At 69.0% G+C, this 23672-nt stretch carries 19 protein-coding genes and 1 tRNA gene; 4 read left to right on the top strand and 16 right to left on the bottom strand.

Annotation, left to right across the window (positions count from 1 at the left end):
* Positions 1–845: 845 nt before the first annotated feature.
* Entirely contained in the window at positions 846–1091 is a 246-nt protein-coding gene (locus ACX80W_RS07240; protein WP_459281798.1) for a cell division protein CrgA, read from the bottom strand.
* A 254-nt stretch (positions 1092–1345) separates the two neighbouring features.
* On the opposite strand from ACX80W_RS07240, the gene ACX80W_RS07245 reads away from it, so the two are divergent.
* Positions 1346–1990 (top strand): aminodeoxychorismate/anthranilate synthase component II, encoded by a 645-nt coding sequence (locus tag ACX80W_RS07245; RefSeq protein WP_459281799.1) that lies wholly within the window; start codon positions 1346–1348, stop codon positions 1988–1990.
* A gap of 55 nt (positions 1991–2045) precedes the next feature.
* Here the strand turns inward: ACX80W_RS07245 and pknB are convergent, their stop codons facing one another.
* Genes pknB through ACX80W_RS07280 form a run of 7 tightly spaced genes read right to left on the bottom strand, consistent with a single transcriptional unit; the run spans position 2046 to position 11373 of the window.
* Positions 2046–3974: a Stk1 family PASTA domain-containing Ser/Thr kinase gene (gene pknB / locus ACX80W_RS07250; protein WP_459281801.1), complete on the bottom strand. Its 1929-nt coding sequence runs from the start codon at positions 3972–3974 to the stop codon at positions 2046–2048.
* 21 nt (positions 3975–3995) lie between these two features.
* Entirely contained in the window at positions 3996–5753 is a 1758-nt protein-coding gene (locus ACX80W_RS07255; protein ID WP_459281803.1) for a protein kinase domain-containing protein, read from the bottom strand.
* Entirely contained in the window at positions 5750–7192 is a 1443-nt protein-coding gene (locus ACX80W_RS07260) for a peptidoglycan D,D-transpeptidase FtsI family protein (RefSeq protein ID WP_459281805.1), read from the bottom strand. The genes ACX80W_RS07255 and ACX80W_RS07260 overlap by 4 nt, the downstream gene beginning before the upstream one ends.
* Entirely contained in the window at positions 7189–8607 is a 1419-nt protein-coding gene (locus ACX80W_RS07265) for an FtsW/RodA/SpoVE family cell cycle protein (RefSeq protein WP_459281807.1), read from the bottom strand. Before ACX80W_RS07265 ends, ACX80W_RS07260 begins: the two co-directional genes overlap by 4 nt.
* A complete protein-coding gene (locus ACX80W_RS07270) occupies positions 8604–10163 on the bottom strand; it encodes a PP2C family protein-serine/threonine phosphatase (protein ID WP_459281809.1) in 1560 nt (519 codons plus the stop codon). The genes ACX80W_RS07265 and ACX80W_RS07270 overlap by 4 nt, the downstream gene beginning before the upstream one ends.
* Before the next feature lie 2 nt (positions 10164–10165).
* Positions 10166–10645 (bottom strand): FHA domain-containing protein FhaB/FipA, encoded by a 480-nt coding sequence (locus ACX80W_RS07275; protein WP_459281811.1) that lies wholly within the window; start codon positions 10643–10645, stop codon positions 10166–10168.
* Positions 10642–11373 carry an FHA domain-containing protein gene (locus tag ACX80W_RS07280; protein ID WP_459281813.1) on the bottom strand — a complete coding sequence of 244 codons (732 nt, stop codon included), beginning with the start codon at positions 11371–11373 and terminating at the stop codon, positions 10642–10644. The genes ACX80W_RS07275 and ACX80W_RS07280 overlap by 4 nt, the downstream gene beginning before the upstream one ends.
* A 348-nt stretch (positions 11374–11721) precedes the next feature.
* Between ACX80W_RS07280 and ACX80W_RS07285 the strand changes: the two genes are divergently transcribed.
* Positions 11722–11804: transfer RNA gene (locus ACX80W_RS07285), tRNA-Leu, on the top strand.
* A 76-nt stretch (positions 11805–11880) separates the two neighbouring features.
* Here the strand turns inward: ACX80W_RS07285 and ACX80W_RS07290 are convergent.
* The 4 genes from ACX80W_RS07290 to ACX80W_RS07305 form a co-directional block, all read right to left on the bottom strand.
* Positions 11881–15303 carry an error-prone DNA polymerase gene (locus tag ACX80W_RS07290; RefSeq protein WP_459281815.1) on the bottom strand — a complete coding sequence of 1141 codons (3423 nt, stop codon included), beginning with the start codon at positions 15301–15303 and terminating at the stop codon, positions 11881–11883.
* A 26-nt stretch (positions 15304–15329) separates the two neighbouring features.
* Positions 15330–16922 carry a DNA polymerase Y family protein gene (locus ACX80W_RS07295; RefSeq protein WP_459281817.1) on the bottom strand — a complete coding sequence of 531 codons (1593 nt, stop codon included), beginning with the start codon at positions 16920–16922 and terminating at the stop codon, positions 15330–15332.
* Complete coding sequence (gene imuA' / locus ACX80W_RS07300; protein ID WP_459281818.1) at positions 16922–17704, bottom strand: DnaE2-dependent mutagenesis accessory factor ImuA'; 783 nt, start codon at positions 17702–17704, stop codon at positions 16922–16924. The genes ACX80W_RS07295 and imuA' overlap by 1 nt, the downstream gene beginning before the upstream one ends.
* Before the next feature lie 133 nt (positions 17705–17837).
* A complete protein-coding gene (locus ACX80W_RS07305) occupies positions 17838–18221 on the bottom strand; it encodes a DUF5997 family protein (protein WP_459281839.1) in 384 nt (127 codons plus the stop codon).
* 85 nt (positions 18222–18306) lie between these two features.
* Between ACX80W_RS07305 and ACX80W_RS07310 the strand changes: the two genes are divergently transcribed.
* Positions 18307–19038 (top strand): LysR family transcriptional regulator substrate-binding protein, encoded by a 732-nt coding sequence (locus ACX80W_RS07310; protein WP_459281820.1) that lies wholly within the window; start codon positions 18307–18309, stop codon positions 19036–19038.
* A 181-nt stretch (positions 19039–19219) separates the two neighbouring features.
* Here the strand turns inward: ACX80W_RS07310 and ACX80W_RS07315 are convergent, their stop codons facing one another.
* The gene (locus ACX80W_RS07315) at positions 19220–19954 is read right to left on the bottom strand and encodes a GAF and ANTAR domain-containing protein (protein ID WP_459281822.1); all 735 of its coding nucleotides are present in this window, start codon (positions 19952–19954) and stop codon (positions 19220–19222) included.
* A gap of 259 nt (positions 19955–20213) precedes the next feature.
* The gene (locus tag ACX80W_RS07320) at positions 20214–20705 is read right to left on the bottom strand and encodes a Dps family protein (RefSeq protein ID WP_459281841.1); all 492 of its coding nucleotides are present in this window, start codon (positions 20703–20705) and stop codon (positions 20214–20216) included.
* 212 nt (positions 20706–20917) lie between these two features.
* Here ACX80W_RS07320 and ACX80W_RS07325 point away from each other — a divergent pair, with 212 nt between their 5' ends.
* Positions 20918–21469, top strand: a complete 552-nt coding sequence (locus ACX80W_RS07325) for an SRPBCC family protein (protein ID WP_459281824.1) — start codon at positions 20918–20920, stop codon at positions 21467–21469.
* Between the two features lie 109 nt (positions 21470–21578).
* On the opposite strand, the gene pstS is transcribed toward ACX80W_RS07325, so the two are convergent.
* A complete protein-coding gene (gene pstS, locus ACX80W_RS07330; protein ID WP_459281826.1) occupies positions 21579–22700 on the bottom strand; it encodes a phosphate ABC transporter substrate-binding protein PstS in 1122 nt (373 codons plus the stop codon).
* A gap of 32 nt (positions 22701–22732) precedes the next feature.
* Complete coding sequence (locus ACX80W_RS07335; RefSeq protein WP_459281828.1) at positions 22733–23530, bottom strand: SDR family oxidoreductase; 798 nt, start codon at positions 23528–23530, stop codon at positions 22733–22735.
* Positions 23531–23672 lie beyond the last annotated feature (142 nt).

Here is a 23672-nt window from a genome sequence, read left to right on the forward strand (position 1 = left end):
GAGCAAATTTTCCCCCAATCTTCTCCACACCTGTGGATAACTTAGTGCACAACGTGTGTACAGGGAATATTGAGGCAAATGTGACAGGTGTCACTCTAGCGGCCTACCGAGGTTATCCCCACCTTCCATCCTCTATCCACAGGAAGGCTGCAACCCAGGGAGGAAGGGGCCGGAGCCTTCCGGTCGGCGGCGCGCCCCCGGGACGTGTCCCCCTAACCGTGTGCCGCGCCAGGGAAGGCCGGACGACGGACGGGACGGACCTAATCCCGAGGGCAGGCCCCCGACACCTTCGGCGGGAGGAGCGCAGCGCCACGACGGCGATGAGGGGCGCATGGAGAGGGGCCAGAGCGTCTGGAGGCCTCCAGCGACTGTCGCGCGCCGCAGGCGGCGCGTGGTGGGTTCGGCGAGCCTGGTGGGCTCCTGTGGAGCGGTGGGCTCGGGCGGCGTATTTGGGTGCGTTGGCCGGAGGAGGGATGGGCATCCGGACCGGCGCAGGTGCGCTGTAGGTGGTGCCGCGCCCGGCCTTCAAATCGAGGGAAAGTCCCGGTGTTCCGGCCCCGGCCGCCGGCCTTCAGCTCGAAGGGAACGGTCGGTGTTCAGAGCCGGTGCCCCGGCTTTCCCATCGGGAGGACACCCGGTGTTCCGGCCCCGGGCGCAGAGCATTTAGGCGCGGCGCCATGGAGGACCCGGAGGCATGCGGAATGCAAGGACAAGCCGTACCCCCGGGGGGCGAAGGCGGTGCCGTTGCATGGCCGGTACGGTGCGGGGCGCTAGTGACGATCAGCGCCCCCGTCCGGGGATCGTCGCTCAGGGAGTTGGACGCGCGCCTCCGGGAGCGGGTCTCGTCAGCGCCAGCGGGTGGTCATGAGGAACCCGACGATCGCGATCCCGAAGCCAGCCACGATGTTCAGTCCCTCCCACGAGCGCACCGGAAGGGTTCCTTCAGAGATGTAGTACACGATGATCCACAGCAGGCCGAGAATCATGAGCCCAAACATGACCGGCTTGTACCAGACCGGGTTGGGCTTGGGCTCGGCTGTCACAGCCGTCCGGGCCGGTGCGGTTTTCCTGCGGGGCTTTGACTCGGGCACTTATCCTCCTTGACGGGCCGGACGGGAACGGCCGGCCGTGATGGCGCGGCTTCGCCGCCCGGTGTTTCCGCGCCCGACTCGACAAGCTCCGGCGCGGGCACGGTTCCTGCTGTCGATTCTAACCAACAAACAGGCGGGCGGCGCGGGGACGCCGCACGGGTGACCCCTCCCGTCCCAGACTGGCCGGTTCTGCGGCCTGCCCGGCGCGGTGAGACAATGAAAGGAACCACCCAGCAACGATTGGCATTTGTGGAATGGCTGATTCAATCCGGATCCTCGTCGTCGACAACTACGACAGCTTTGTCTATACCCTCGTGGGCTACCTGCAGGAACTCGGAGCGGAGACCACCGTCGTGCGGAACGACGACGTCACCCTCGCCGAGGCCGCAGCCCTCGCCGAGAGCCGTGACGGCGTCCTGGTGTCCCCCGGCCCCGGTACGCCCGCCGACGCCGGCGTCATCGTGGACCTCATCCGGTGGTGTGGAACCCACGCCAAGCCGATGCTCGGAGTCTGCCTTGGACACCAGGCCCTCGCCGAGGCCTACGGGGGCACGGTGACCCACGCGCCGGAGCTGATGCACGGCAAGACCTCGCTGGTCGAGCACACTTCCCGGAGTGTCTTCAAGGGCCTCCCGTCCCCGGTGAGTGCCACCCGTTACCACTCGCTGGCCGCTGTCAGCGACGACCTCCCAGCGGAACTTGAGGTGACGGCGCGCACCGCCAGCGGGATCATTATGGGCCTGGAGCACCGGACCGCCCCGCTGTGCGGGGTGCAGTTCCATCCGGAGTCCGTCCTGACCGAGGGCGGCTACCAGATGCTCGGCAACTGGCTTGAATCCCTGGGGCTCGAGGGCGCCGCGGCCAAAGCCGCGGTCCTGAGCCCGCTGATCTCCCGCTGACCTGCCACCGGTCCGCCGGCGGCCGGCCCGGCCTCCGTGTCAGGAGGTCGCTGGATCAGGAATCCTCGGGCTTGCCCGGCTTGTCCGTGGGTTTACCCCCGCCTGGAGGATCGGATTCGGTGGATTCCGAGTCGTCCGGTTCCGGGGTGGGATCCTGCGGCGGCTCGGGCGTGCGCGAGACGGTCAGGACGATCTCGGTGCCCTGATCCACCTCCGAAGCCGCCGGTGCGCTCTGTTCAAGGACGCGTCCGGGCTCGGTGTCCGCACTGTCGACGAGCTCCACCCGGAACGGCAGCTTCACCGTGGGACCGGCCAGCGCCGCCGCCGCCTCCGCCTGGCTCAGGCCCGTGAGTTCCGGAACCGTGACCCGTCCATTGGACAGCACAAGGTTCACCGCGCTGCCGGCAGGGATCGACTGGCCCGGCCGTGGGTCCGAGGAGATCACCCGCCCCTGCGGGAAGTCGGCACTTGGAACTTCGGTGATCTCCCCGCCCTTGAGGCCCACGGCCACGAGTGCGTCGCGGGCGGAGGATTCGGTCAGTCCGGAGAGGTTTTCCGGCACCGAAATGTTCGCCGGGCCCTTGGAGACCGAGATGGTGACCCGCGAGTTGGCATCCAGCCGGGCACCGGCCGCAGGATCGGAGTCGATGATCCGTCCGGGTTCCACGGTGGCGTGGAAACGTTCCTCGACGATCGGGACAAGGTCGGCCCCATACAGGGTGGCGACGCCGTCCGCTTCGGTGTCACCGGCCACGTCGGGAACTTCGATCCGCGGCGGAGGCTCGGGCTCGGACATGCCCGTCGAGTAGATGAATGAGAAACCTGCCGCGAGGACAAGGAGCACAGCGGCCAGGACCGAAACAACGAGCCAGGCCCGCCGGCTCGAGTTCCGGTGAGCCTCCGCGCCGTCGTCCTTGTCCTCCCGCCGGGACGGGAGCAGATCCTCCTCCTGGGGCGTCAGCGAGGCAAGGGGCGACGCCCCCGCGGAAGGTACCCGTTCCATCGTGCGGGTGGACGGCGATGCGTCCTCGTCGGGCATCGAAGACCCCGCAGCGGCGGTGTGCACCATGCGCGTGGCCGGCTCGACGGCCGACAGGGCCTGGGTGGGAAGCGAACCGGTCTCGCTGGGAACGATGCCGCGGCGGGCATCCTCGAGGGCCGCCGCGAAGGACAACGCGTCCTGGAACCGATCGTCGCGGTCCTTCGCCAACGCCTTGGCCAGGACGCAATCCAGGGCGCGGCCGATCTGCGGATTGAAGGTGCTGGCCGGCTTGGGGTCCTCCCGCACGTGCTGGTAGGCCACCGAGACCGGGCTGTCGCCCACGAAGGGAGGCCTTCCCGTGAGCAGTTCGTACAGCAGGCACCCGGCGGAGTACAGATCGCTGCGGGCATCGACGGTCTCGCCCCGGGCCTGCTCGGGCGAAAGGTACTGGGCGGTTCCGACGACGGCCTGGGTCTGCGTCATGGTCGCGGCCGAGTCGGCGATCGCCCGGGCGATGCCGAAATCCATCACCTTCACGCGTCCCTCGCGCGTCACCATGACATTGGCCGGCTTGATGTCCCGGTGGACGATCCCCGCCCGGTGGCTGTAGTCCAGCGCCGAAAGCACTCCGGCCATGTACCGCAGGGAATCCTGTTCGGTCAGCTCCCCGGACTTCACCAGGTCCCGCAGGGTCCGCCCCTCGACGTACTCCATCACGATGAACGGCACGCGCACCTCGTGGTCTGGCCGGTCGGGAATCTCCTCCTCGCCCGTATCGTAGACCGCAACGATATTGGGGTTGTTCAGCCCCGCCACCGCCTGCGCTTCCCTGCGGAACCGCGACTGGAACAGGGGGTCGCGGGCGAGATCCCGGCGCAGGACCTTGATCGCGACCGACCGCCCCAGCCGGATGTCCCGGCCGAGATGGACGTCGGCCATACCGCCTCGGCCGATCAGGTTCAGGACCTCGTAACGGCCGTTGAGGACGCGCTCAGCCGTCATGGGAACTCCTTCCACTGGTGCTCACGATCCCGAACTGGACGCGCCGGGATTCGGTGAGGGCGGGTCGGTCGTCTCCTCGGCGGGCGGCGTCTCCCGGGGCCCCGACGAGACGATGTACCGCACCTGGGCACCCTCGGTGAGGTCTGTGCCTTCGGCAGGATCGACCCGCAGCACCGTCCCCGGGTCCTCGTCCGATTCCTCGGATCCGGCGTTCACCGGAGTCAGGCCCGCCTCGACGAGGCGCTGGCTCACGGTTGCCTCCGGCTCGCCGATCAGGCCGCCGGGAACCTCCACCTGGCGTGGGCCTTCGGAGAAGGTCACCTGGATGGTCGAACGCGGTGCCACAGTGCCGACCGGGTTGAGGCCGATCACCGTGCCCGCAGGGCTCTCCGAGTTTTCGCCGACGCGGTCCACCGCCAGGCCCAGATCGGTCAGCTCCTTGGTGACTTCATCGACATTCCGGAGGAGGTAGGCATTCGGGTCGATGACGATCGGCGCAGGCTCGGCCGTCGTCGGTTCCGGCGTCGGTGAGGGCGTCGTCTGCGTGGGCCGGGGGCTCGGCGACGTCGACCGGGGGGACGAGCTCGTCGTGGTCGCAGGGGCGGGGTCACCCCGCTCACCGGCCAGGAGAGGCCAGATAAGGACCGAGGCCAGCGCCAGGAGGGCTATGAGCACAAGGACAATCACCGGGAGCAGCCATGGGTTGCGCCGGCGCTCCTCCCGTTCCTCCGGAACGTCGGGCTCCGTCTTCTCCTCGGTCCAGTCCCGGGAGGCGGCAAGGGCCCCGGCCCCGGCGGCCGCCGGAACCGCGGCCGCCGCGGCGACCGTCGGCAGGGCCGAGGTGGACGGGGCGGGTACGGCGCGGGTCGCGGCGGTGTCCTGCCGGGGCACGGCGGCGGTCGCCTCGGCGTCTCCTCCGAACAGGAGCATGCCCGGGACGGCGGCCTCGGCGGCGCGGATCGAGCCGGCCCGGATGGCGTCCACCGCCCGGGAGAGCGCCTCGGCGTCGGCGGGCCGGTCCGCCGGATCCTTTGCGAGCATCGAGGCGATGAGCGCCCGCACCGGGTGCGGAATGTGTTCGGGCAGCGGCGGCGGGGCGTCGTTGACCTGGGCCAGCGCGATGGCGATCTGCGATTCGCCGGAGAACGGACGCCGGCCGGCGAGCAGCTCATAACCAATAACACCCAAGGCATATATGTCGCTGGAGCCGGTCGCCTGCTGGCCGGTGGCCTGCTCGGGCGCCAGGTACTGGGCGGTTCCCATCACCTGGCCCGTAGCGGTCAGCGGCACCTGGTCCGCGAGCCTGGCGATTCCGAAGTCCGTGATTTTCACGCGCCCGTCGGGCAGGACAAGGATGTTGCCCGGCTTGACGTCGCGGTGCACGAGTCCCTGCCGGTGGGCAACGGCGAGGGCGGTGGCGGTCTGGCCCACGATCGACAGGGTCCGGTCCGGGGAGAGCACACCCTCGCGTTCGATGACGGCCGAGAGCGGCTGGCCGGGCACAAGCTCCATGACGAGGTAGGCGGAGCCGCCCTCCTCCCCGTAATCGAAGACGTTGGCAATCCCCTCGTGGTTCAGCAGGGCCGTGTGGCGCGCCTCGGCACGGAAACGGTTCAGGAAAGCCGGATCACCCGAATATTCCTCCTTGAGGATCTTTATGGCGACGACCCGGCCCAGTACCTTGTCGCGGGCCTTCCATACTTCGCCCATTCCACCGATGGCAATGCGCTCGGTCAGCTGGAATCGGCCGCCCAGGGTGATACCCGACGTAGGCCTCACTGGTTCAACACCGCCTCAATGATTCTCTTGGCACTTGGACTTGTGAGCTGTGACCCCGTGCTCAGGTCGACGTCCTCCATGACGACCGTGACAGCCACCCTGGGGTCGTCGGCCGGGGCGAAGCCCGTGAACCAGGCGTTGTCGCCGCGGCCCTCGACTTCGGCGGTGCCGGTCTTGCCGGCCACCTCGACGCCCGGAACCTGGGCGCCGCGCCCGGTCCCGTTGTCTACGACATTCACCATCCACTCCTCCAACTGGTCGGCCGTTCCGGCACTGACCGACTCCTGCAGGACCTCCGGGGAGGGGGAGTTGATCAATTCAAGGTCCGCGGCCCGGACCGCCTTGATCAGGTTTGGCTTCATCAGGACGCCGTCGTTGGCGATGGCCGAGGCGACCATGGCGATCTGGAGCGGGGTGACCTTGACGTCGAACTGGCCGATGGCCGACTGGGCGAGCTCAGGCTCGTTGAGGTCGCTGGGGAACTGGCTGGCCTCGACGGCCACGGGGATCTTGTGCTTCTCCCCGAAGCCGAACCGCCGGGCCTGCTCCTGGATGGCATCCTCGCCGAGGTCCCAGGCGATCTGGGCGAACGGTGTGTTGCAGGACTGCTCCAGGGCGAATTCGAGGTCCGCGGTGGGACGGGTGGCGCAGGTTCCATTGACATAGTTCGGCAGGCCGACGGTGGTGCCCGGCAGGGGGAGCACCGGCGGATTCGGAATCTGGGACTCGGCGTCGTACTTGCCGGACTCCAGCGCCGCGGCGGCATCGACCAGCTTGAAGACCGAGCCCGGTGCAAGGAGGGACTCGGTGGCCGGGTTGCGGTAGATCGACAGGCCCGGCACCGCGGAGAGCTGCTCCACGTTCGCCGTGGCTATCCCGGTGTCGTGCACGGCGAGCAGGTTCGGATCGTAGGAGGGCTTGGACACCATGGCGAGGATGTTTCCGGTCTTGGGTTCTGTGACCACGATGGAGCCGCGCTGGCCTTCCGGGATCAGGTCCCAGGCGAGCTGCTGGATCTGCGGGTCGATGGTGAGCTCGACCGAGGCACCCTGGCTGCTTGCACCCGAGAGAAGCCCGACGATCCGGTCGTAGAACAGCTCGTCGCTGGTGCCCGAAAGCAGGTCGGCCGCGGCGCTCTCGAGCTGCGTTGATCCGTTGACCAGCGAATAGAACCCCGTCAGGTGGGCGTAGAGGTTCGGCTCTTTGTACACCCGCTGATAGTTGAACTGGTCGTTGGAGGGCACCGACTCGGCCACGGCTTTGCCGTCCACGAGGATCGCCCCGCGGGGCCGGCCGAAGTCCTGGTAGAGCTGCCGGTTGTTCCAGTCATTGGTGTTGAGTTCCTCGGCCTCGAAGAACTGGACGTAGGTCAGCGAGCCGAGGATGAGGGCAAACATCCCGATCGCCACCACCCATGCGCTGCGGATTGCCTGGTTCAACGTGATCCCTCCTTGGGGCGCCGCGGAAGCGCCCCCCTGCCTGTTGCCACGGGAAGCGTTGCGGAGTCCCGCGGGGCGGCCGTCGGCACCGGCCGGCGTGCGGTCTCCGAGATCAGCAGCAGCAGGGCAACGATGATCCAGTTCGCCAGCAGGGACGAGCCTCCCGCGGACATGAACGGGGTGGTGAGCCCGGTCAGCGGGATGAGCCGGGTGATGCCGCCGATGACCACGAAGCACTGGAGGGCGATGGTGAAGGACAGGCCGCAGGCCAGCAGCTTCCCGAACCCGTCTTTGGTGCCGAGCGCCGCGCGGAACCCGCGGGAGACGAGCAGGACGTACAGCAGGATGATGGCGAAGACGCCGATCATGCCGAGTTCCTCGCCGAGCGCCGCAATGATCATGTCGCTGTTGGCATAGGTGACGAGGTCGGGGCGCCCCTGGCCGAAGCCGGTCCCGGCCAGCCCGCCGTTGGCGAGCCCGAAGAGCCCCTGGACCACCTGCTGGCTTCCACCCGGCGCCCGGTTGTAGACCTCGGGATCGAAGGCGTTGATCCAACTGTCGAAGCGAAGGGCTACGTGGCTGAACAGTTCAAGGGCGATGAAGGCGCCGGCCCCGATCATCGCGAGCCCGATCAGCACCCAGCTGACCCGGCTGGTCGCCACGTAGATCATGGCCATAAACAGGCCGAAGAAGAGGATGGAGGAGCCGAGGTCGCGCTGCAGGATCAGCACGCCGATGCTGACCAGCCAGGCGGCGATCATCGGGGCGAGGTCCTTGAACCGCGGAAGCTGGAGGGGGCCGATCTTCTTGCCGGCCAGCAGGATCAGGTCCCGGTTCGTGGAGAGGTAGCCCGCGAAGAAGATGGCAAGGGTGATCTTGGCGACCTCGCCCGGCTGGAAGGTGCCGAAGCCCACGGAGATCCAGATGCGGGCGCCGTTGATCTCCAGGCCGAGTGGTGTCAGCGGCAACAGCAGCAGGATCGCGCTGACGATCAGCGAGATGTAGGTGAACCGGCGGAGGAGGCGGTGGTCGCGGAGGAAGATCAGCAGGACCGACGCCGCGATGATGGCCACCGCGGTCCAGGTCAGCTGCTGCGGTGCCACCGGGGTGAAGTCCGGATTGGCCTCCCGGGGCAGGTCCAGCCGGTGGATCATGGCCAGGCCGATTCCGTTGAGCGCGACGACGATCGGGAGTATCACTGGATCGGCATATTTGGCGCGGACGCGGAGGATGAGATGGACGAGGATGCCCATGCCCACCAGGGTGGACGCCTGCTTCCAGAAGTAGTCGTTGAAGGGCTCCTCGCGCTCGAGGCCGGCCACGAAGTTCGCGCCGACGGCAACCGTGAAGGCAAGCAGCAGCAGGGCCGCCTCGACATTGCGCCGCGACCGGGGAACTGTCAGAACATCACTCATTCGAGGTTGCCTCCACACTGGGCGTCGACGGCGCCTGCTCCCGGGGACGCGGTACCCGTCGGTGCCGGCTGGGAGCCGGGGGACGCCGTCGCGCCCGCCGATGGGGACGCCGTCGGCGACGGTGCCGGGGAGGCCGAGGGCCTGGCCGTCGGCTCCGGTTCCGGGCTCGCACTGCCCTGGGGGGCTGGCGCGCAGCCCACGGCACGGAGTTCGCCGCGCAGGTCATCGATGATGCGTTCGGCTTCCCGAAGGTCGCTTGCGGGCAGGCCGCTCTCCAGCTGGGAGCGCCGGAATTCGGGAAGGTTCGAGACGGGGATTGTGGTGCGCTCGTAGACGTGGCTGAGCTGGATGGGGCCCAGGGTCTGGGGGACGCCGTTGTAGACGGCCACCCGGTCTCCGTCGGCCGCCACATAGAACCGCGTCTGCGTCCAGGTGTAACCGAACCCGAGCACGGCGAGCAGGATCAGCACCCCCAGCGCGACGAAGGCCGGGCCGAGCCAGCGTCGGACCCGGCGCGGCGGTGCCTCATCGGGGGTGCTTTCGGGCGCCTGCGCCTTGTGGGTGAGCATGAGGGCGGCCCGCCGCTCGGTCGAGCGCTGGGTCACGATCGGAATCTGGCCGGTCTCCGTGGCAAGCGCAGCGGCGCCCACCAGGACATGCGGCCGGCTGAGCAGGTCCTGGCGGATCAGGTCCGCACGCACCGCGGGCTCGGGGGCCCCCTCGGTGGCGGGAGCGGCGGGTGCGGCCGGCTCCGCCGCAAGCTCGCGTTCACCGGCCGCCTCACGGGCGGACGGGAGAACAGGGCGCAGTGCCGGTTCCGGTTCGTCGCCGCTGCTCTCCGTGACCTCGACGACGGCGACGGTGACGTTATCCGGAGAGCCGCCGGCCAGGGTGAGTTCCACCAGGGCGTTGACGCACTCGTCGAGATCGGGGGTTTCCCGGACGATCTGCTCCACCATGCGGTCGCTCAGGACGGCGGTGAGCCCATCGGAGCAGAGCAGCCACCGCTCGTCCGGCCCGACCTCCAGGGTCTGCAGGTCAAGTTCAGGGCTGGCATCGACATCGCCCAGCACCCGCATCAGCACATTCTTATGGGGGTGCACATCGGCTTCCTCGGGCCGGAGCCGGCCTTCATCGATCAGGCGCTGCACGAAGGTGTGGTCGGTGGTGATCTGCTCGAAGATGCCGTCCTTGAGGCGGTATGCCCGGGAGTCGCCGATATGCGCCAGTTCGAGGTGGTCGCCGTTGAGCAGCAGGGCGGTGACCGTGGTGCCCATGCCCGCGAGCTGCGGGTTGGTGCTCACCAGTTCCGAGAGCAGGGAATTGGCCGTCTGGATCTCGTCTGCCAGTTCGGTTCCGGCGTCCCCCCGGTGGTGGCTGCGGTCGAGGTGGACCAGGTCGAGGACCGTGGAGGCCGAGGCGATGTTTCCGCCGGCATGGCCGCCCATACCATCGGCCACCACGGCGAGGTAGCGGCCCACGTAGGCCGAATCGTCATTCTTGGCCCGCACCATGCCCACGTCGGAGCGCGCGGCGAACCGCAGGAAGTAGGCCATGGTTATGGCCTCAATTCGATAACCGTCTTACCGATCCGGATGGGCACGCCGGGGTCGACGGGGAGGGCGCGGGTCAACTGCGTGCCCGCAAGGTAGGTTCCATTGGTCGAGCCAAGGTCCTCGATGAACCAGCGGCTTCCCTGCGGGAAAAGCCTCGCGTGCCGGCCCGAGGCGTAGTCGTCCTCCAGCACGAGCGTGGCCTCCTGGGCCCGGCCCAGCAGGATCGGGCTCGAGGCGAGGTCGAGCGTGGTGCCCGCCAGGGGCCCTTCGGTCACCACAAGCCGGCGGGCCTGGGGCCGGGACGGCGCGGGCTCCTCCACGAGCTCGGGGTGCTTGCGGGCCTGCCTCGGCGAGGGCGTGCCGGTCTTGTGGCGCTGGCCCACCACCAGGTCGCGGCGCAGGGCGCTCACGGTACTGATCACCAGGATCCACACCAGAAGCAGGAATCCGTAGCGCAGCAGCGTCACGGTCAGTTCGCTCATATGCGATGTCCACCGTTCTGGACGGGGATCAGGCGGAAAGTCATCCGCGTGCGTCCCATGGTGATCACCGACCCGTCGGTGAGCTCGGTCTGGCTTTGGACCCGCTGGCCGTTGACGAAGCTTCCATTGGTGGAGCCGAGTTCGACGGCGACGGCCCGCGCGCCGTCGGTGCGGATCTCAAGGTGGCGCCGGGAGACGCCGGTGTCCTCGACGAGGATGTCGGCCTCGGAGGACCTGCCCAGGATGATCGAGCCGGCGTTCAGTGAATAGCGCTGGCCCTCCAGTTCGAGGATGGGCTGGTACTGCACCGGCTGGCGCGCAGGGGCGGCCGGCGCGGAGGGTGACCGGGTGCCCGGTTGCTTTTCGATGCTCGAATCGACCTCGAAGACGCCGGGCTTCAGCGCCGGATCGTTGGCAAAGGAGACGCGCACCGGGCCCTGGAGGGTGTATTGCTGGCTGTTGACGTGCCGGATGACGACGTCGCACAACTCCTCGGCGAGGGCGGAGCCCCACTGCTGGGCCTGTTCAAAGTCCGGATCCGAGAGCCGGGCAGTGAAGACGTTGGGGGCGAGGGTGCGTCCCTCGGCCAGGACCAGCGACTTGTGGTCCAGTTCCCGCCGCAGGGAGCTGGCGATCTCCACGGGCTGGACCCGGGAGCGGGATCCGGTGCTGAAGGCGCCCCGGACCAGCTTTTCCAAGCCGCGTTCAACATTGTCGAGAATGCCCATGTGCCACCTCCTAACCGCTCGCTGTCCGATGTCTTGTCCGGTGCTGTGCTTGTGAACCCGCCGGTGTCCAAACGCCCCGCGCGAAAGTGCCCAGGACTGTATCCACGCGTGGACGTTCCCTTCGATACTACTGGGATGGCCTGCTAATAGCCTTATTGAGGGCCCGGCCAGCCGCGCCCGCGCCGCCGGAGGGCCAGCCGGAGGGCCGGCCGGATCCGGGGCGGCCGCCGATGGGGCGGCGGGTCCCCGCCGCCGCCCGTTTAGGTATTTGCCCAGATGCTCCGTTATGCTTATTTCTGCTGTTCACAAGTGAAGCCGGAACGCCTCGGCAAGCTTGGAAACTTATTCGCGCGAGTGGCGGAACGGCAGACGCGCTGGCTTCAGGTGCCAGTATCCGAAAGGGTGTGGGGGTTCAAATCCCCCCTCGCGCACAGGAAAGAGGAACACCCCGGCCGCGGCCGGGGTGTTCTTTCGTTAACCGGGACCCGCGGTGGAGCCGGTCCCGGGTCAGCGGAAGTCCCGGGACCGGGTGGTGGCCTTGAGCTGGAGCGCCTCGATGCGGTCCGCCACCAGGTTCACGACCCCTTCGGCCGAGCGTTCAAGCACCCCGCGCACAATAACGCTGCTCGCTTCCCGGGCCACCCGGCGGTAGCGCTGCCAGACGCCCACCGAGCAGATCACATTGACCAGGCCGGTTTCGTCCTCAAGGTTCATGAAGGTGATGCCGCTGGCGGTTGCCGGGCGCTGCCGGTGGGTCACCACGCCCCCCGTCTCAACCCGCCGCCCCGGTTCGGCCGTCTGCAGTTCGGCGGCGCTGAGGGCGCCCCGGCGTTGCAGCCTTGCCCGCACATGCCGTACGGGATGGTCGTCGGGGGTGATCCCGGTGGCCCACAGGTCGGAGCCGACGGTGTCGATCCCCGACAGTTCGGGCAGCAAGGGGGGCTGGATGTAGACGGCCGTTCCCTTGATCTGTCCCTCCCGCTCGGCGGCGGCCGGGCCGGCGTTCCACAGCGCCTCCCGCCGGGTCAGGCCCATCGAGTTGAACGCCCCGGCGGCGGCGAGCAGCTCGAGCTGTGCTGCGTTGAGTTCGGTGCGCCGGACGAGATCGCCCATATCCTCGAAGGGCCCGTTGCGGGTGCGCTCGTCCACGATCCTCGCGGCGACCTTGGCGCCGATCGACTGGACGCTGTCCAGCCCCAGCCGCACGGCGTAATTGCCGTCCCGCCGGTGCAGGGTCGAATCGAACGGGATGCTGCGGTCGAACGGTTCAACCGGCGGCTGCTGGTCCTCGACGCAGCATTCCCTTCCGGTGGTGCGGCCCCGGCGCTCCGGACCGGGGGTGAATCCCGGCAGGGGCTCGAGGCCGGCGTGGACCCCGGAGGAGAGGATGTCCGGGCGCAGCACCTCGACACCGTGGCGGCGGGCATCGGCCACGAGGGTCTGGGGCGAGTAGAAGCCCATGGGCTGGGCCCGCAGCAGCGAGGCAAGGAAGGCCCCGGGGTAGTGGAGCCGCAGCCAGGCGCTGACGTAGACGAGCAGGGCGAAGCTGATGGAGTGGCTCTCCGCGAAGCCGAAGTTCGCGAACGCCTGGATCTTGTTGTAGATGGCGTCGGCCGTGTCGGCGGGAATCCCCCTCGCGGCCATGCCCTCGTACAGCTTGGCCTTCAGCGAGTCGATCCGTTCCTCGCCGCGTTTGGAGCCCATAGCGCGGCGCAGGAGGTCGGCGTCGGCCCCGGAGCAGCCCCCGACCACCATGGCCATCTGCATCAGCTGTTCCTGGAACAGTGGAACGCCGAGGGTCCGCTCGAGGACCGGTTCGAGGTCGGGATGGAGGTAGCGGACCTCCTCCTCTCCCATCTTGCGTTTGATATAGGGGTGGACCGCCCCGCCCTGGATCGGGCCGGGCCGCACCAGCGCCACCTCGATGACCAGGTCGTAGAACTGGCGGGGCTGCAGCCGGGGAAGCATCCCCATCTGCGCCCTGCTCTCCACCTGGAAAACTCCCACCGAGTCGGCGAAGCACAGCATGTCGTAGACGCCCTGCTCCTCCTTGGGGATGGTGGCCAGCTCCCACTTCTCCCCGAAGTGCTCCTCCACCAGGTCGAAGTTGTACTGGATGGCGGCGAGGATTCCGAGGCCCAGCAGGTCGAATTTCACCAGGCCCATCCACGCGCAGTCGTCCTTGTCCCACTGCAGGACCGTCCGGCCCTCCATCCGCCCATGCTCGATCGGGCATACTTCGCCCACGGGCCGGTCGGTGAGCACCATTCCGCCCGAATGGATCCCCAGGTGCCGCGGAAACGTGAGGATGCTCCGGGCGAGCTCCACCACCGGCTCGGGGATGTCATGGTCGGTGCTGGAGACGAGGCTTCCCCAGCGCTCCACCTGCTTGGACCAGGCATCCTGCTGCCCGGGGCTGTGCCCGAGCGCCTTGGCCATGTCGCGCACCGCGAATTTGGGACGGTAGGTGATGACATTGGCCACCTGGGCGGCGTTGAACCGCCCGTATTTCCGGTAGACGTACTGGATGACCTCCTCGCGCCGGTCCGAATCGAAGTCGACGTCGATGTCGGGCTCCTCGTCGCGCATGCTCGAGAGGAAGCGTTCGAAGGGCAGTTGGTACTTGATCGAATCCACGGCCGTGATCTCCAGCAGGTAGCACACGGCCGAGTTGGCCGCTGATCCCCGCCCCTGGCACAGGATGCCCTGGCTGCGCGCGAACCGCACGAGGTCGTGGACGATGAGGAAGTAGCCCGGGAAGTTCTTGCTCTCGATGACATCGAGCTCCCGCTGGATCCGGTCCCGGACCTCCTCCCGGCCGGGATAAAGCCGGTCCGCCCCCTCCCACACAAGGCGCCGCAGATAGCTCATCTGCGTATGGCCCTCCGGCAGGTCGAGGTTCGGCAGGCCGGGCCGAACGCTGCGCAGCCGGAACGCCAGGTCCGCCGCCAGGTCCACCGTCCGCTCCACCGCGCCGGGGTATGCCCGGAACCTGGCGGCCATTTCGGCGCCGCTGCGCAGGTGCGCGGTGCCCGCCGCGGGGAGCCAGCCGTCCATCTGGTCAAGGCTCCGGCGCGCCCGCACCGCCGCCAGCGCCGTGGCGGTCCGGTGGCGGCCCGGGTCGGCATAGTGGACATTGTTGGTGGCGACCAGCGGCAGGTCCATCCGGGCGGCCAGGGCGGCGAGGGCGTCATTGGTTGCCGTGTCGGTGGGGTTGCCGTGGTCGAAAAGTTCGACGGCCACATTGTCCCCGCCGAAATTCTCCACCAACCGCCGGAGTTCTGCTTCGGCCGCCGGGATGCCCCCGGAGGCAAGGGCCTGCCGGACGGCGCCCTTGCGGCACCCGGTGAGGACGAAGAAGGAGCCCTCGGCCCGCCCGGCGAGCTCCCCGAGGTCGTACCGGGGCCTTCCTTTTTCGGCGCCGGCGGAAAGCTGCGCCGCGGTGATGGCCCCGGCCAGGCGGTGGTAGCCGGCCGAGCCCCGGGCCAGGACCAAAAGGTGGGTGCCCTCGGGGTCCGCCTCCCCGTTCTGGGGTTTCGACAGCCCGAGGGAGAGCTCGGCACCGTAGATGGTGGAGAGCCCCGGGTGCTTCTCGGCCGCCTCGGCGAAGCGGACCGCTCCGTACAGTCCGTCATGGTCGGTCAGGGCCAGTCCCTGCAGCCCCAGCCGCCGGGCCTCCTCGATGAGGTGCTCGGGGCTGGAGGCCCCATCGAGGAAGCTGAAATTCGAGTGCACGTGGAGTTCGGCATAGGGGATGGAGGGCCCGGCTTCCGGTTCGGGGCCGGACGGATGGGTGTAGGGCTGGCGTTTGCGGGACCAGGCCGGGCTGTCTCCGCCGTCGGCGCCCGGAGGAGGCAGCCCCGGGCGGGTCGAATCCGAAAGATTCCTCTCGAAGTCCGACCAGGGTACGGGCGGGTTGCTCCATCCCATGATTGGCTCCTTGTGGTGGTGGGGGATCAGTCGTAGGTGGCTTCGGCCCACCATTGGTGGTCCTCGAGGAGGAACAACCAGGCAGACCCCGACGGGTCAACCAGCTGGAACCGGTTCAGGACCCGCCCTGCCGGGTCCCACCAGCGTTCGGTGATGGGCCAGGGCCCGGCCCAGGACTGCACCGGCCAGCGCGGTCCCGTATGGCGGCCGGCCGAGAAAAACGCAGGATCGGCGCTGAGCACCCCACGGCCGTCGACGTCGACGCCGTTCCCTGCGGCATCGACGACGATGCCCGGAACCGGTTCGGCGAAGACCGTGGCCGGGACGGGCCCGGGCAGCTTCCCAGGCCAGGGCAGCTTGGAGTCCCGGGGGAGCGCCCCGGGGGGCGCGTCACCCCAGGGGATGTAGACGCGGCGGTCCGCCAGGAGGCGCCCGCCGGCAAGGATCGCGGTGAGGACGGCGCCGTGGCCGAGCATGCTCTGGATCCGGGCCAGGCCGTGGTGGACGCTCTCGTCGGGGCCCGTGCCCCATAGCCCGTCGGCATGGTCGCCCAGGTCCTCGACGGTCACCGGCCCGACCTGCACGCGGGTGATGCCCGAGCTCAGCCCGCTGTCGGCGTTCCTTCCCCCCTGCAGCTGCCACCGCACCCGGTCGACGACGTCGTCGGCGTCGAACCACCGGGGATGCTGCCAGGTCCGCTCCGACACCTCGCCGGAGTCGGAAGTCAACACCACCCGCAGTGCCGTGCAGACGAGCCCGGCGCCCCGGATCCGGTCGATGAAGGCCTCGGCGGACATCCGGAAGGCGAAGGCGAGCTGGTCGATGCGGGCCAGCGGCGGCTCGAAGTCGACGGTGGTCTCAAGCTGCGGCGGAGGCCTGCGCGCCACCACGCCCGCGGAGTCGGTTCCGCTGGCCAACCGGTGCGCCAGTGCGCCCTCTTCGCCGAACCGGTTGCGGACATCGGCTGCCCCGAGCGCGGCGAAGTCCCCGAGCGAGCGGATCCCCAGGCGGCGCAGCAGTACCGCGAGCTTCGGCTGATCCAGGACCTCGAGGGGAAACGTGCTGAGGAACCAGGCGGAGCGTCCGGGCGGGATGATGCACAGCGGCCCGTCGGCGTCGTCGGTTTCCTCGGCGACCCGGGCCGCCTGCTCGGCGGCGAACGGACCGTCGGCGATTCCGATCCGCACGTCCGTCAGGCCGATGGCGGCAAGGGCCGTGAAGACGACGGAGGCCGTCTTTTCCTCGCTGCCGTAGTAGCGGGAGGGACCCTTGGCCCGGACCGCGCACAGTCCCGGCCGGAGGACCTGGACGCCGGGCATAATCGTCTCCACGGCGGCGGTGACCGGTTCGAAGCTGCGCTGGTCCAAATCCGGGTCGTAGGGCAGGCAGATGAGGTGCGGACACCGCGCCTGGGCCTCCCGGACCCGCAGCCCCCGGCGCACCCCCTCCTGGCGGGCGGCGGGGGAACAGGCGAAGACCTCCCCCTTCGCCACCAGGGCGAGGGCCGCGTCGGCCTCGAGGGAATGTTCACGCAGGGCGGCCGTGATCGGCCAGTCCGGGCACCACAGCAAAAGGGTCCGGGTGGCGGTGGAGCCGTCTCCGGCGGGCGGGCTGTCCATCAGGAGTTCATCAGGGTGGGCCAGAACAGGGGATCCCCGCCGTCGGCGGAGCCCGGGGCACCGTCGTTGAGGTACCTGCCGGCCGGATCCTGCAGCCCGTGCTGCAGGTCGGCAAGCCAAAGGTAGGCATGCCGGGGCCGGCCCGAGGGGTGCGTGGCGGTGATTTTCATCCGGCGGGCACGCAGGTGGCCCCTTCCGGAGCCGAGGCCCTCCCACACACTCTCGGCCACGCCCAGGGTCGAGTCGCTCTGCTGCCAGCTCCCCAGGGTGACCATCGCGGCCCCGCGCTGCCGGAGCCTCGCCTTGAGCCGGGCCGTATCGGTTGGGGTGAGGTGCTCGGGGGCGCGGGTGAGGACCACCGAGACCACATCGATCAGGGCCGCCGTCACCGTGAGCCACTGGGCTCCCGGTGCGGGCACCAGGATCAGCCGGTCGAGGTTGATCCCGAATTCACGGGCGGACTCCACACTGAATTCGGGCAGTCCAACCACCCCGCACCAGGCCCCCTGGGCGGAAGGACCGGCCAGCAACGCCATGGCCAGGGCGGCGGAGTTCCGCACCGAGTACGAGCCCCCGGACTGCAGGCCACCGCCGGGCAGGATCCGGGCCAGTGCCGGAACCGTGGGAAGCCGCCTCGAATCCAGCCGACTGGCCTGCATCTGGTTGATGCGCTGCTGCAGGTCCACCGGGGAGGCGGTCTTCAGCAGCCGCGGCCCGGGCGCGCCGGAGCCGGAGGGGAACGGCCCGTCCTCCTCGAGGGCGCCTGCAGCTGGTGGAGTCACGACTCAATATTCGAATACGTGTTCTATTAAGTCAATCGGAGGCTCCGGCCGTGGAGGAGCCCTGAATATGCTACGCAGTGGAGGGAAATGCCCTTAAACCCGGTTCATCCGGGGGCCCGGCGCAACTTCGCGGTTACTTCCTGCCCTGCTCGGAGCCGGCCTCCTGCGCACGCTGGGCATCGCGCTCCTTGACCCGGGCGGCCTCCGCCCGCACCGCGGCCTGGGTGGCGCGTTCGGCGACGAGCCAGGCCGGGGGATCCTGCAGCAGGGCCGTGATCTGCGCGGTCGTCAGCGCCTCGGTAACGCCGCCACGGGCCAGCCCGCTGACGGAGACCCCCAGCTTCTGGGCCACCACGGGACGGGGGTGCGGACCGTTGCGGCGCAGCTCGGCGAGCCACTCCGGCGGGCTCTGCTGCAGTTCGTTGAACTCCCCCCGCGTCAGTTCCCGCTCCTGGAATTCCGAGGGTGCGGCGGGCAGGAAAATGCCAAGTTTCTTGGCCGCGGTGGCCGGTTTCATGGTCTGCGGGGTTTTTGCGGGGGTCATGATCCAAGCGTAACGGTCCCCGGCGCTGCCCCGGCCGCCCGTGGGCTAGGGTGAAGTTGTGCCAGAGTTCAAGCCCCGAACGCTTTCCGTGGGCTTCGTCGCCGGCGTCACCCCCGGCAAATGGGTCGGGCGGTGGCGGGAGCGGCACCCGGAGGTGCCGCTGGAGCTTCAGCAGTACGGCGACGACGCCGTGGCCGCCCTGCACTCCGCCGCCGTCGACGTCCTCTTCGTCCGGCTTCCCGTGGACCGGGAGAATCTTTTCGTCATCCCGCTCTATGAGGAACAAGCCGTCGTGGTGTCCTCCAAGGAGCATGAAATCTCGCTCTATGACGAGGTGCCGCTGGCCGAACTCGAGGCGGAGAACCGGCTCGACGTCGCGGAGTGCGGAGGCCCCGCCGGAGCCGTCGAGGTGGCGGCGTCGGGGGCCGGGGTCGTCGTGCTCCCGATGTCCCTGGCCCGGCTGCATGCCCGCCGGGACGCCGTGCACCGGCCGGTGCCCGAACTTCCGGGGACCACGATCGGCATCGCCTGGCTCGAGGGCAACGACTCGCAGGACGTCGAGGAGTTCATCGGAATCGTGCGCGGCCGGACCGAGCGCAGCTCGCGCCAGCCCTCGGCCGCCGACGGTCCGAAAAGTGCATCCTCGAAGGCTCCGGCTCGGAAGGCCGGGGCGCAGCAGGGGGCCAAGCAGTCGGCCGCACCGGGCGGGAAGCGTTCCGGCGCCCCGAAGGGGGCCGCGAAGGCGGGAAAGGCCCGGACGCCGCAGAACCGGCGGGGCCGACGCCGCTGATGTCCCCGCGAGTTTGCAGCTAACCACGCTTTGAGCCCCGCGGAGGGTGGTGAGCTGCAGTTTCGGTGGGAGCCCGGGTGGAGGCATTTCCGCGAGTTTGCAGCTAACCACGCTTTGAGCCCCGCGGAGGGTGGTGAGCTGCAGTTTCGGCAAGACACCCACGCGGGCGGGTGGCCTCCGCCTACGCTTCGAAGTGGGTCTCGGGTTCGCCCTGGCCGATGGAGGCCACCACGGAGGCGGCAATGTCACGGACCTTCCGGTTGCGGCTGCTCGAGACCGCCTTGAGGATATTGAAGGCCTCCTGCTGGCTGCACCGGTTCTGGGCCATGATGATTCCGATGGCGATATCGATGGCGGTGCGGGATTTCATCGCGGCCTTGAGGTTCGACACCGAGTCGCTGTGCTGGGCAAGGCGGACCGAGAGCATCAGGGCCCTGGAGGTCTGGCGGACGAATCCCTCGGCGGTGCGGATCGACTCCTCGTCGAAGCCTCCGGCCCGCACTGAGTACACGTTCAGTGCCGCCATGGTGCCGGCCTCGAGGTCGAAGGGCACTCCGAGGATCGACTGGACGCCGTGCTGCGAGATGTCGGCGAGGTAGTCGGGCCACCGTTCGTCCGCCGCCACATTGGCCACGTGGACCGTGCGGTGCTCCAGGCAGGCGGTCAGGCACGGCCCCTCGGAATGGCGGTACTGGATCTCGTCGAGCTCCTTGGCTTCGGGGCTGCTGCTGGCCACGGTGCCGGCCCGCCTGCTTCGCAGGAGGGTCACTCCGCAGAGCGCCCCGCCGGTGCGGTCAAACAGCTGGTTTGCCGAAAAAGCCGCGAATTCATTGAGGAATTCTTCGACATCGTCGGTATCGAGGATGAGTTCCTGAAGGTAGTCGGTGGGTGATTGCCCGGCAACCCTGTCGGCCATGATCTCTGGTCCTGTTTCGTTCGGTCGTCCCAGGGCGGAGCATCAGCCGCTGGCGTCCCCCGAAGGATTCAGGACCGATGCACAAACTCCGGAAGTGTTCGTGATCGGCCTTCTGCTAGACCGGTTAATAAGCCTACACATTACTAGGCGATCACCTTGTTTCGAAGATGGTGGCCGGCGTCCCGGCCCGGCGTGATGCGCCCCGGGGGGTCCGGCTGCTGCTTCGGGGAGGAGGTGGCGCCCGCAGCCCCGCCGCCGCCTAGGCCGGGACGGCCTGGGCGGGCTCTGTCACCTCGGTGGTGGGCTCCATGTCTTCGGCGGCCACCATCCACGCGTACTGCTCGAGCTTTTCGATGAACCCGTGGAGGATGTCCGCCGTCGTGGGGTCTTCCTCGTCGACCTGGTCGTGGACGTCCCGCATCCTTTGGACCGCCGATTCGAGCATGCGGACCACCCGGGGGATGGTGTCCTGCGTGGAGACGAGCCCGGCCGGGAACTGGTCGATGGAGGTTCCCCGGGCCACCGAGGCACTGCGGCCGTCGGGGACCGCGTGGAGGGCGCGCATGCGTTCGGCGAGCTGGTCGGTGAACAACCGGGCGTCGTCGATGATCTCATCGAGCTGCAGGTGCATGGTCCGGAAGTTCTTGCCGACGACATTCCAGTGCGCCTGCTTGCCCTGCAGATGGAGTTCGATCAAATCGACCAGGACGGACTGCAGGTTATCGGTCAGCGTGGGTGATGCTTCATAAATCCTCCATGCGTAGGGGCAAAGCCCGCCTGGGGCGGGCGGATTCGGTGCGTTTCTGCGGGCGAAGTTCCTCCACCCAGGACCCGGCCATTGGCCAAATCCCATCGAACTGCATATCCTAAGCTTACTTATTGTCTGGTTATCTTGCGGCCCACGAGCGGTCGAGGCCGGCCGCGGAGAGCGGCTCCGGTCCCAGCCCCAAGGAGGAATGCGTCATGGCATCAGTGCAGGAATCGATCGAAGTTTCAGTGCCGGTCAGCACGGCCTACAACCAGTGGACCCAGTTCGAAACGTTCCCCAAATTCATGGGCGGCGTCGACTCCGTGACCCAGCTTTCCGCCACCTCCACCCACTGGGTGACGAGCATCGGCGGCGTGAAGCGGGAGTTCGACGCGGAAATCACCGAACAGCACCCCGATGAGCGGGTGGCCTGGAAGAGCACCGACGGCGAATCCCACGCAGGTGTCGTCACCTTCCACCGGATCGACGACAACACCACCCGGCTGATGGTGCAGCTCGACTGGCATCCCGAAACCTTCACCGAGAAGATCGGCTCGGTGGTCAATGCCGACAAGCGCCAGGTGAAGGCCGACCTCAAGCGGTTCAAGGAGTTCATTGAGAAGAGCGGCGGTGAAAGCGGCGCCTGGCGCGGTGATATCAGCGCGCCCTCGAGCGGAGTCAGCTCGGAGGCATCACCGGCCAACGGCGACCTTCCGGACCTGTCCCTCGATGATCCGGAGTCGGGCGGACCACGCGCCGGCAACTAGCGGCCGACGGGCAAGGCCGACGACGGAGGCGGGGCACCACCTGGTGCCCCGCCTCCGTTGCGCGTGCGCGCTCTGCTGGACCCCGTGCCGGCCGCGGTCCTCGGGCGGGTCAGCTTTTCGACACCGTGATGCCGGCGATCGACTCCATGGCCCGGCGGGAGAGCTCGGCCGACAGCGGGGCGCTCTTTGCCGCCTCGGCCGCCTCCTGCTGGCCCTCCTCGCTCACCGCATAGGCGCCGAATGCCTTGGCCACCTCGGCCGACTGCTTGTTCTCATAGGTCCTGCAGAAGACGTGGTAGGAAACCAGCACGAGGGGGTAGGCCCCCGGCGCCGTCGTCGTCCGGTCAAGCTCAAGGGACATGTCGTAGTCGGGGCGCCCGGGAACCATCGAGGCCAGGTCGACGGCGGCCGCCGCGGCTTCGGCGCTCACCGGCACGTACTCGGTGCCCACGCGCAGGTTCACCCGGCCCAGGGGCGGCCCGACGGCGGAGTCGTCGGCGTAGGTCACCGCGCCCTCGGTGCCGGAGACGGTGCTGACCACCCCGGAATTGCCCTTGGAGTTCTCCCCGCCGATGTCTCCGGGCCAGGTGCCGTCGGGCTCGTCGGTCCAGATTTCGGGCACCACGGCGTGGAGGTAGTCGGTGAAGTTTTCGGTGGTGCCGGAGTCATCCGACCTGCTCACCGGGGCGATGCGCGTCGCGGGGAGGTCCACGCCCTTGTTCTGCGAGGCGATTTCGGGGTCGTTCCAGACGGTGATCTCGCCGCGGAAGATGCGGGCGATGGCTGCCGCGTCGAGGTTCAGTTCGGTGATGCCCGGAAGGTTGAAGGCGATGCTGATGGGGGAGACGTAGGCGGGGATGTTGAAGGCGCCGCCCGGCCCGCACGCCTCCTCCGATTCGGCGAGTTCCTCGTCGCTGAGATAGGCGTCGGACCCGGCGAAGGTCACCGCCCCGGCGAGGAGCGCTCCACGCCCCGCCCCCGAGCCGTCGGGGGAGTACTGCACCTGGGCGCGGGGGTTGACGGTGGCGAAGGCTGCGCGCCAGGCCTCCATGGCGGGCCCCTGCGCCGATGAGCCGGCTCCGGTGATCGCGCCCTGCAGCTTGGAGTCCGCGTTGCGTGCCGCCGCTTCCTGCTCCGGGCCGAGGGGATAATCGGACCCGCAGGCGCTGAGCGTCACGCCAAGGACGACGGCGGAAAGAGCTGCGGTAAGGCGGGGATGTACGGGTTTCACCCGCTCTACGTTACAGCCCCGGGGAGGGCTCCTCAGAGTGAGCGCCACTCCCCGCTGGTGAGGTGGGACCCGGCCTGCGGGCCCATCTGGAGCATTCCGCCGTCCACGACGAACGAGGCTCCGTTGACGTAGCTTGCGGCCGGGGAGGCCAGGAAGGCGATGACCGCGGCGACCTCCTTCGCGTCGCCGGGCCGGCCCACCGGAATTCCGGGCCGGTCCACGGTGCGGGGGTCGACGTCTCCGGCGTCGTTCATGGGCGTGGAGATCTCGCCGGGAAGCACGGCATTGGCGGTGATCCCCCGGTCGGCCAGCTCGAGGGCGATGGTGCGGACCAGCCCGCCCAGGCCGTGCTTGGAGGCGTCGTACGCGGCGGAGCCGACCCGGGGCTGCTCCTGGTGCACGCTGGTCACGGCGATGATGCGTCCTCCGCGCCCGGCCCGCACCATGCGTGCCGCCGCCCGCTGGATGCAGACAAAGGCGCCGTCGAGGTTCGCGGCGAGGGTGCCGCGCCAGGTCTCCCAGTCGGTCTCGAGGAACAGGGTGCCGCCCTTGACTCCGGCGTTGTTGACGAAGACGTCGACGCCGCCAAGCTCCTCCGCCATTGCGTCCACCACGTCGCCGCAGGCGGGGGCCGCGGTGGTGTCGAGCTGGGCGACGACGGCCTTCCGCCCGTGGGCCCGGACCCCGCGGGCGGTCGCCTCCGCCCCCTCGGAGTCCGAGTGCCAGGTGATGCCGACGTCGAGGCCCGCCTCGGCCAGGGCCAGGGCGGTGGCCCGGCCGATCCCCGAATCGGACCCCGTAACGATGGCTGTGGTGGGCGAGAAATCCATCCCGCCATCCTTTCCGCAGCGGCAGGTGTTGGCAAGGAAAATCGGTCCCGCAAAGACGTGGGCCGGGGGGGGGGGGGGGGGGGGGGGGGGGGGGGGGGGGGGGGGGGGGGGGGGGGGGGGGGGGGGGGGGGGACTATTCTTT

The organism is Arthrobacter melezitosi (genome assembly GCF_054511055.1).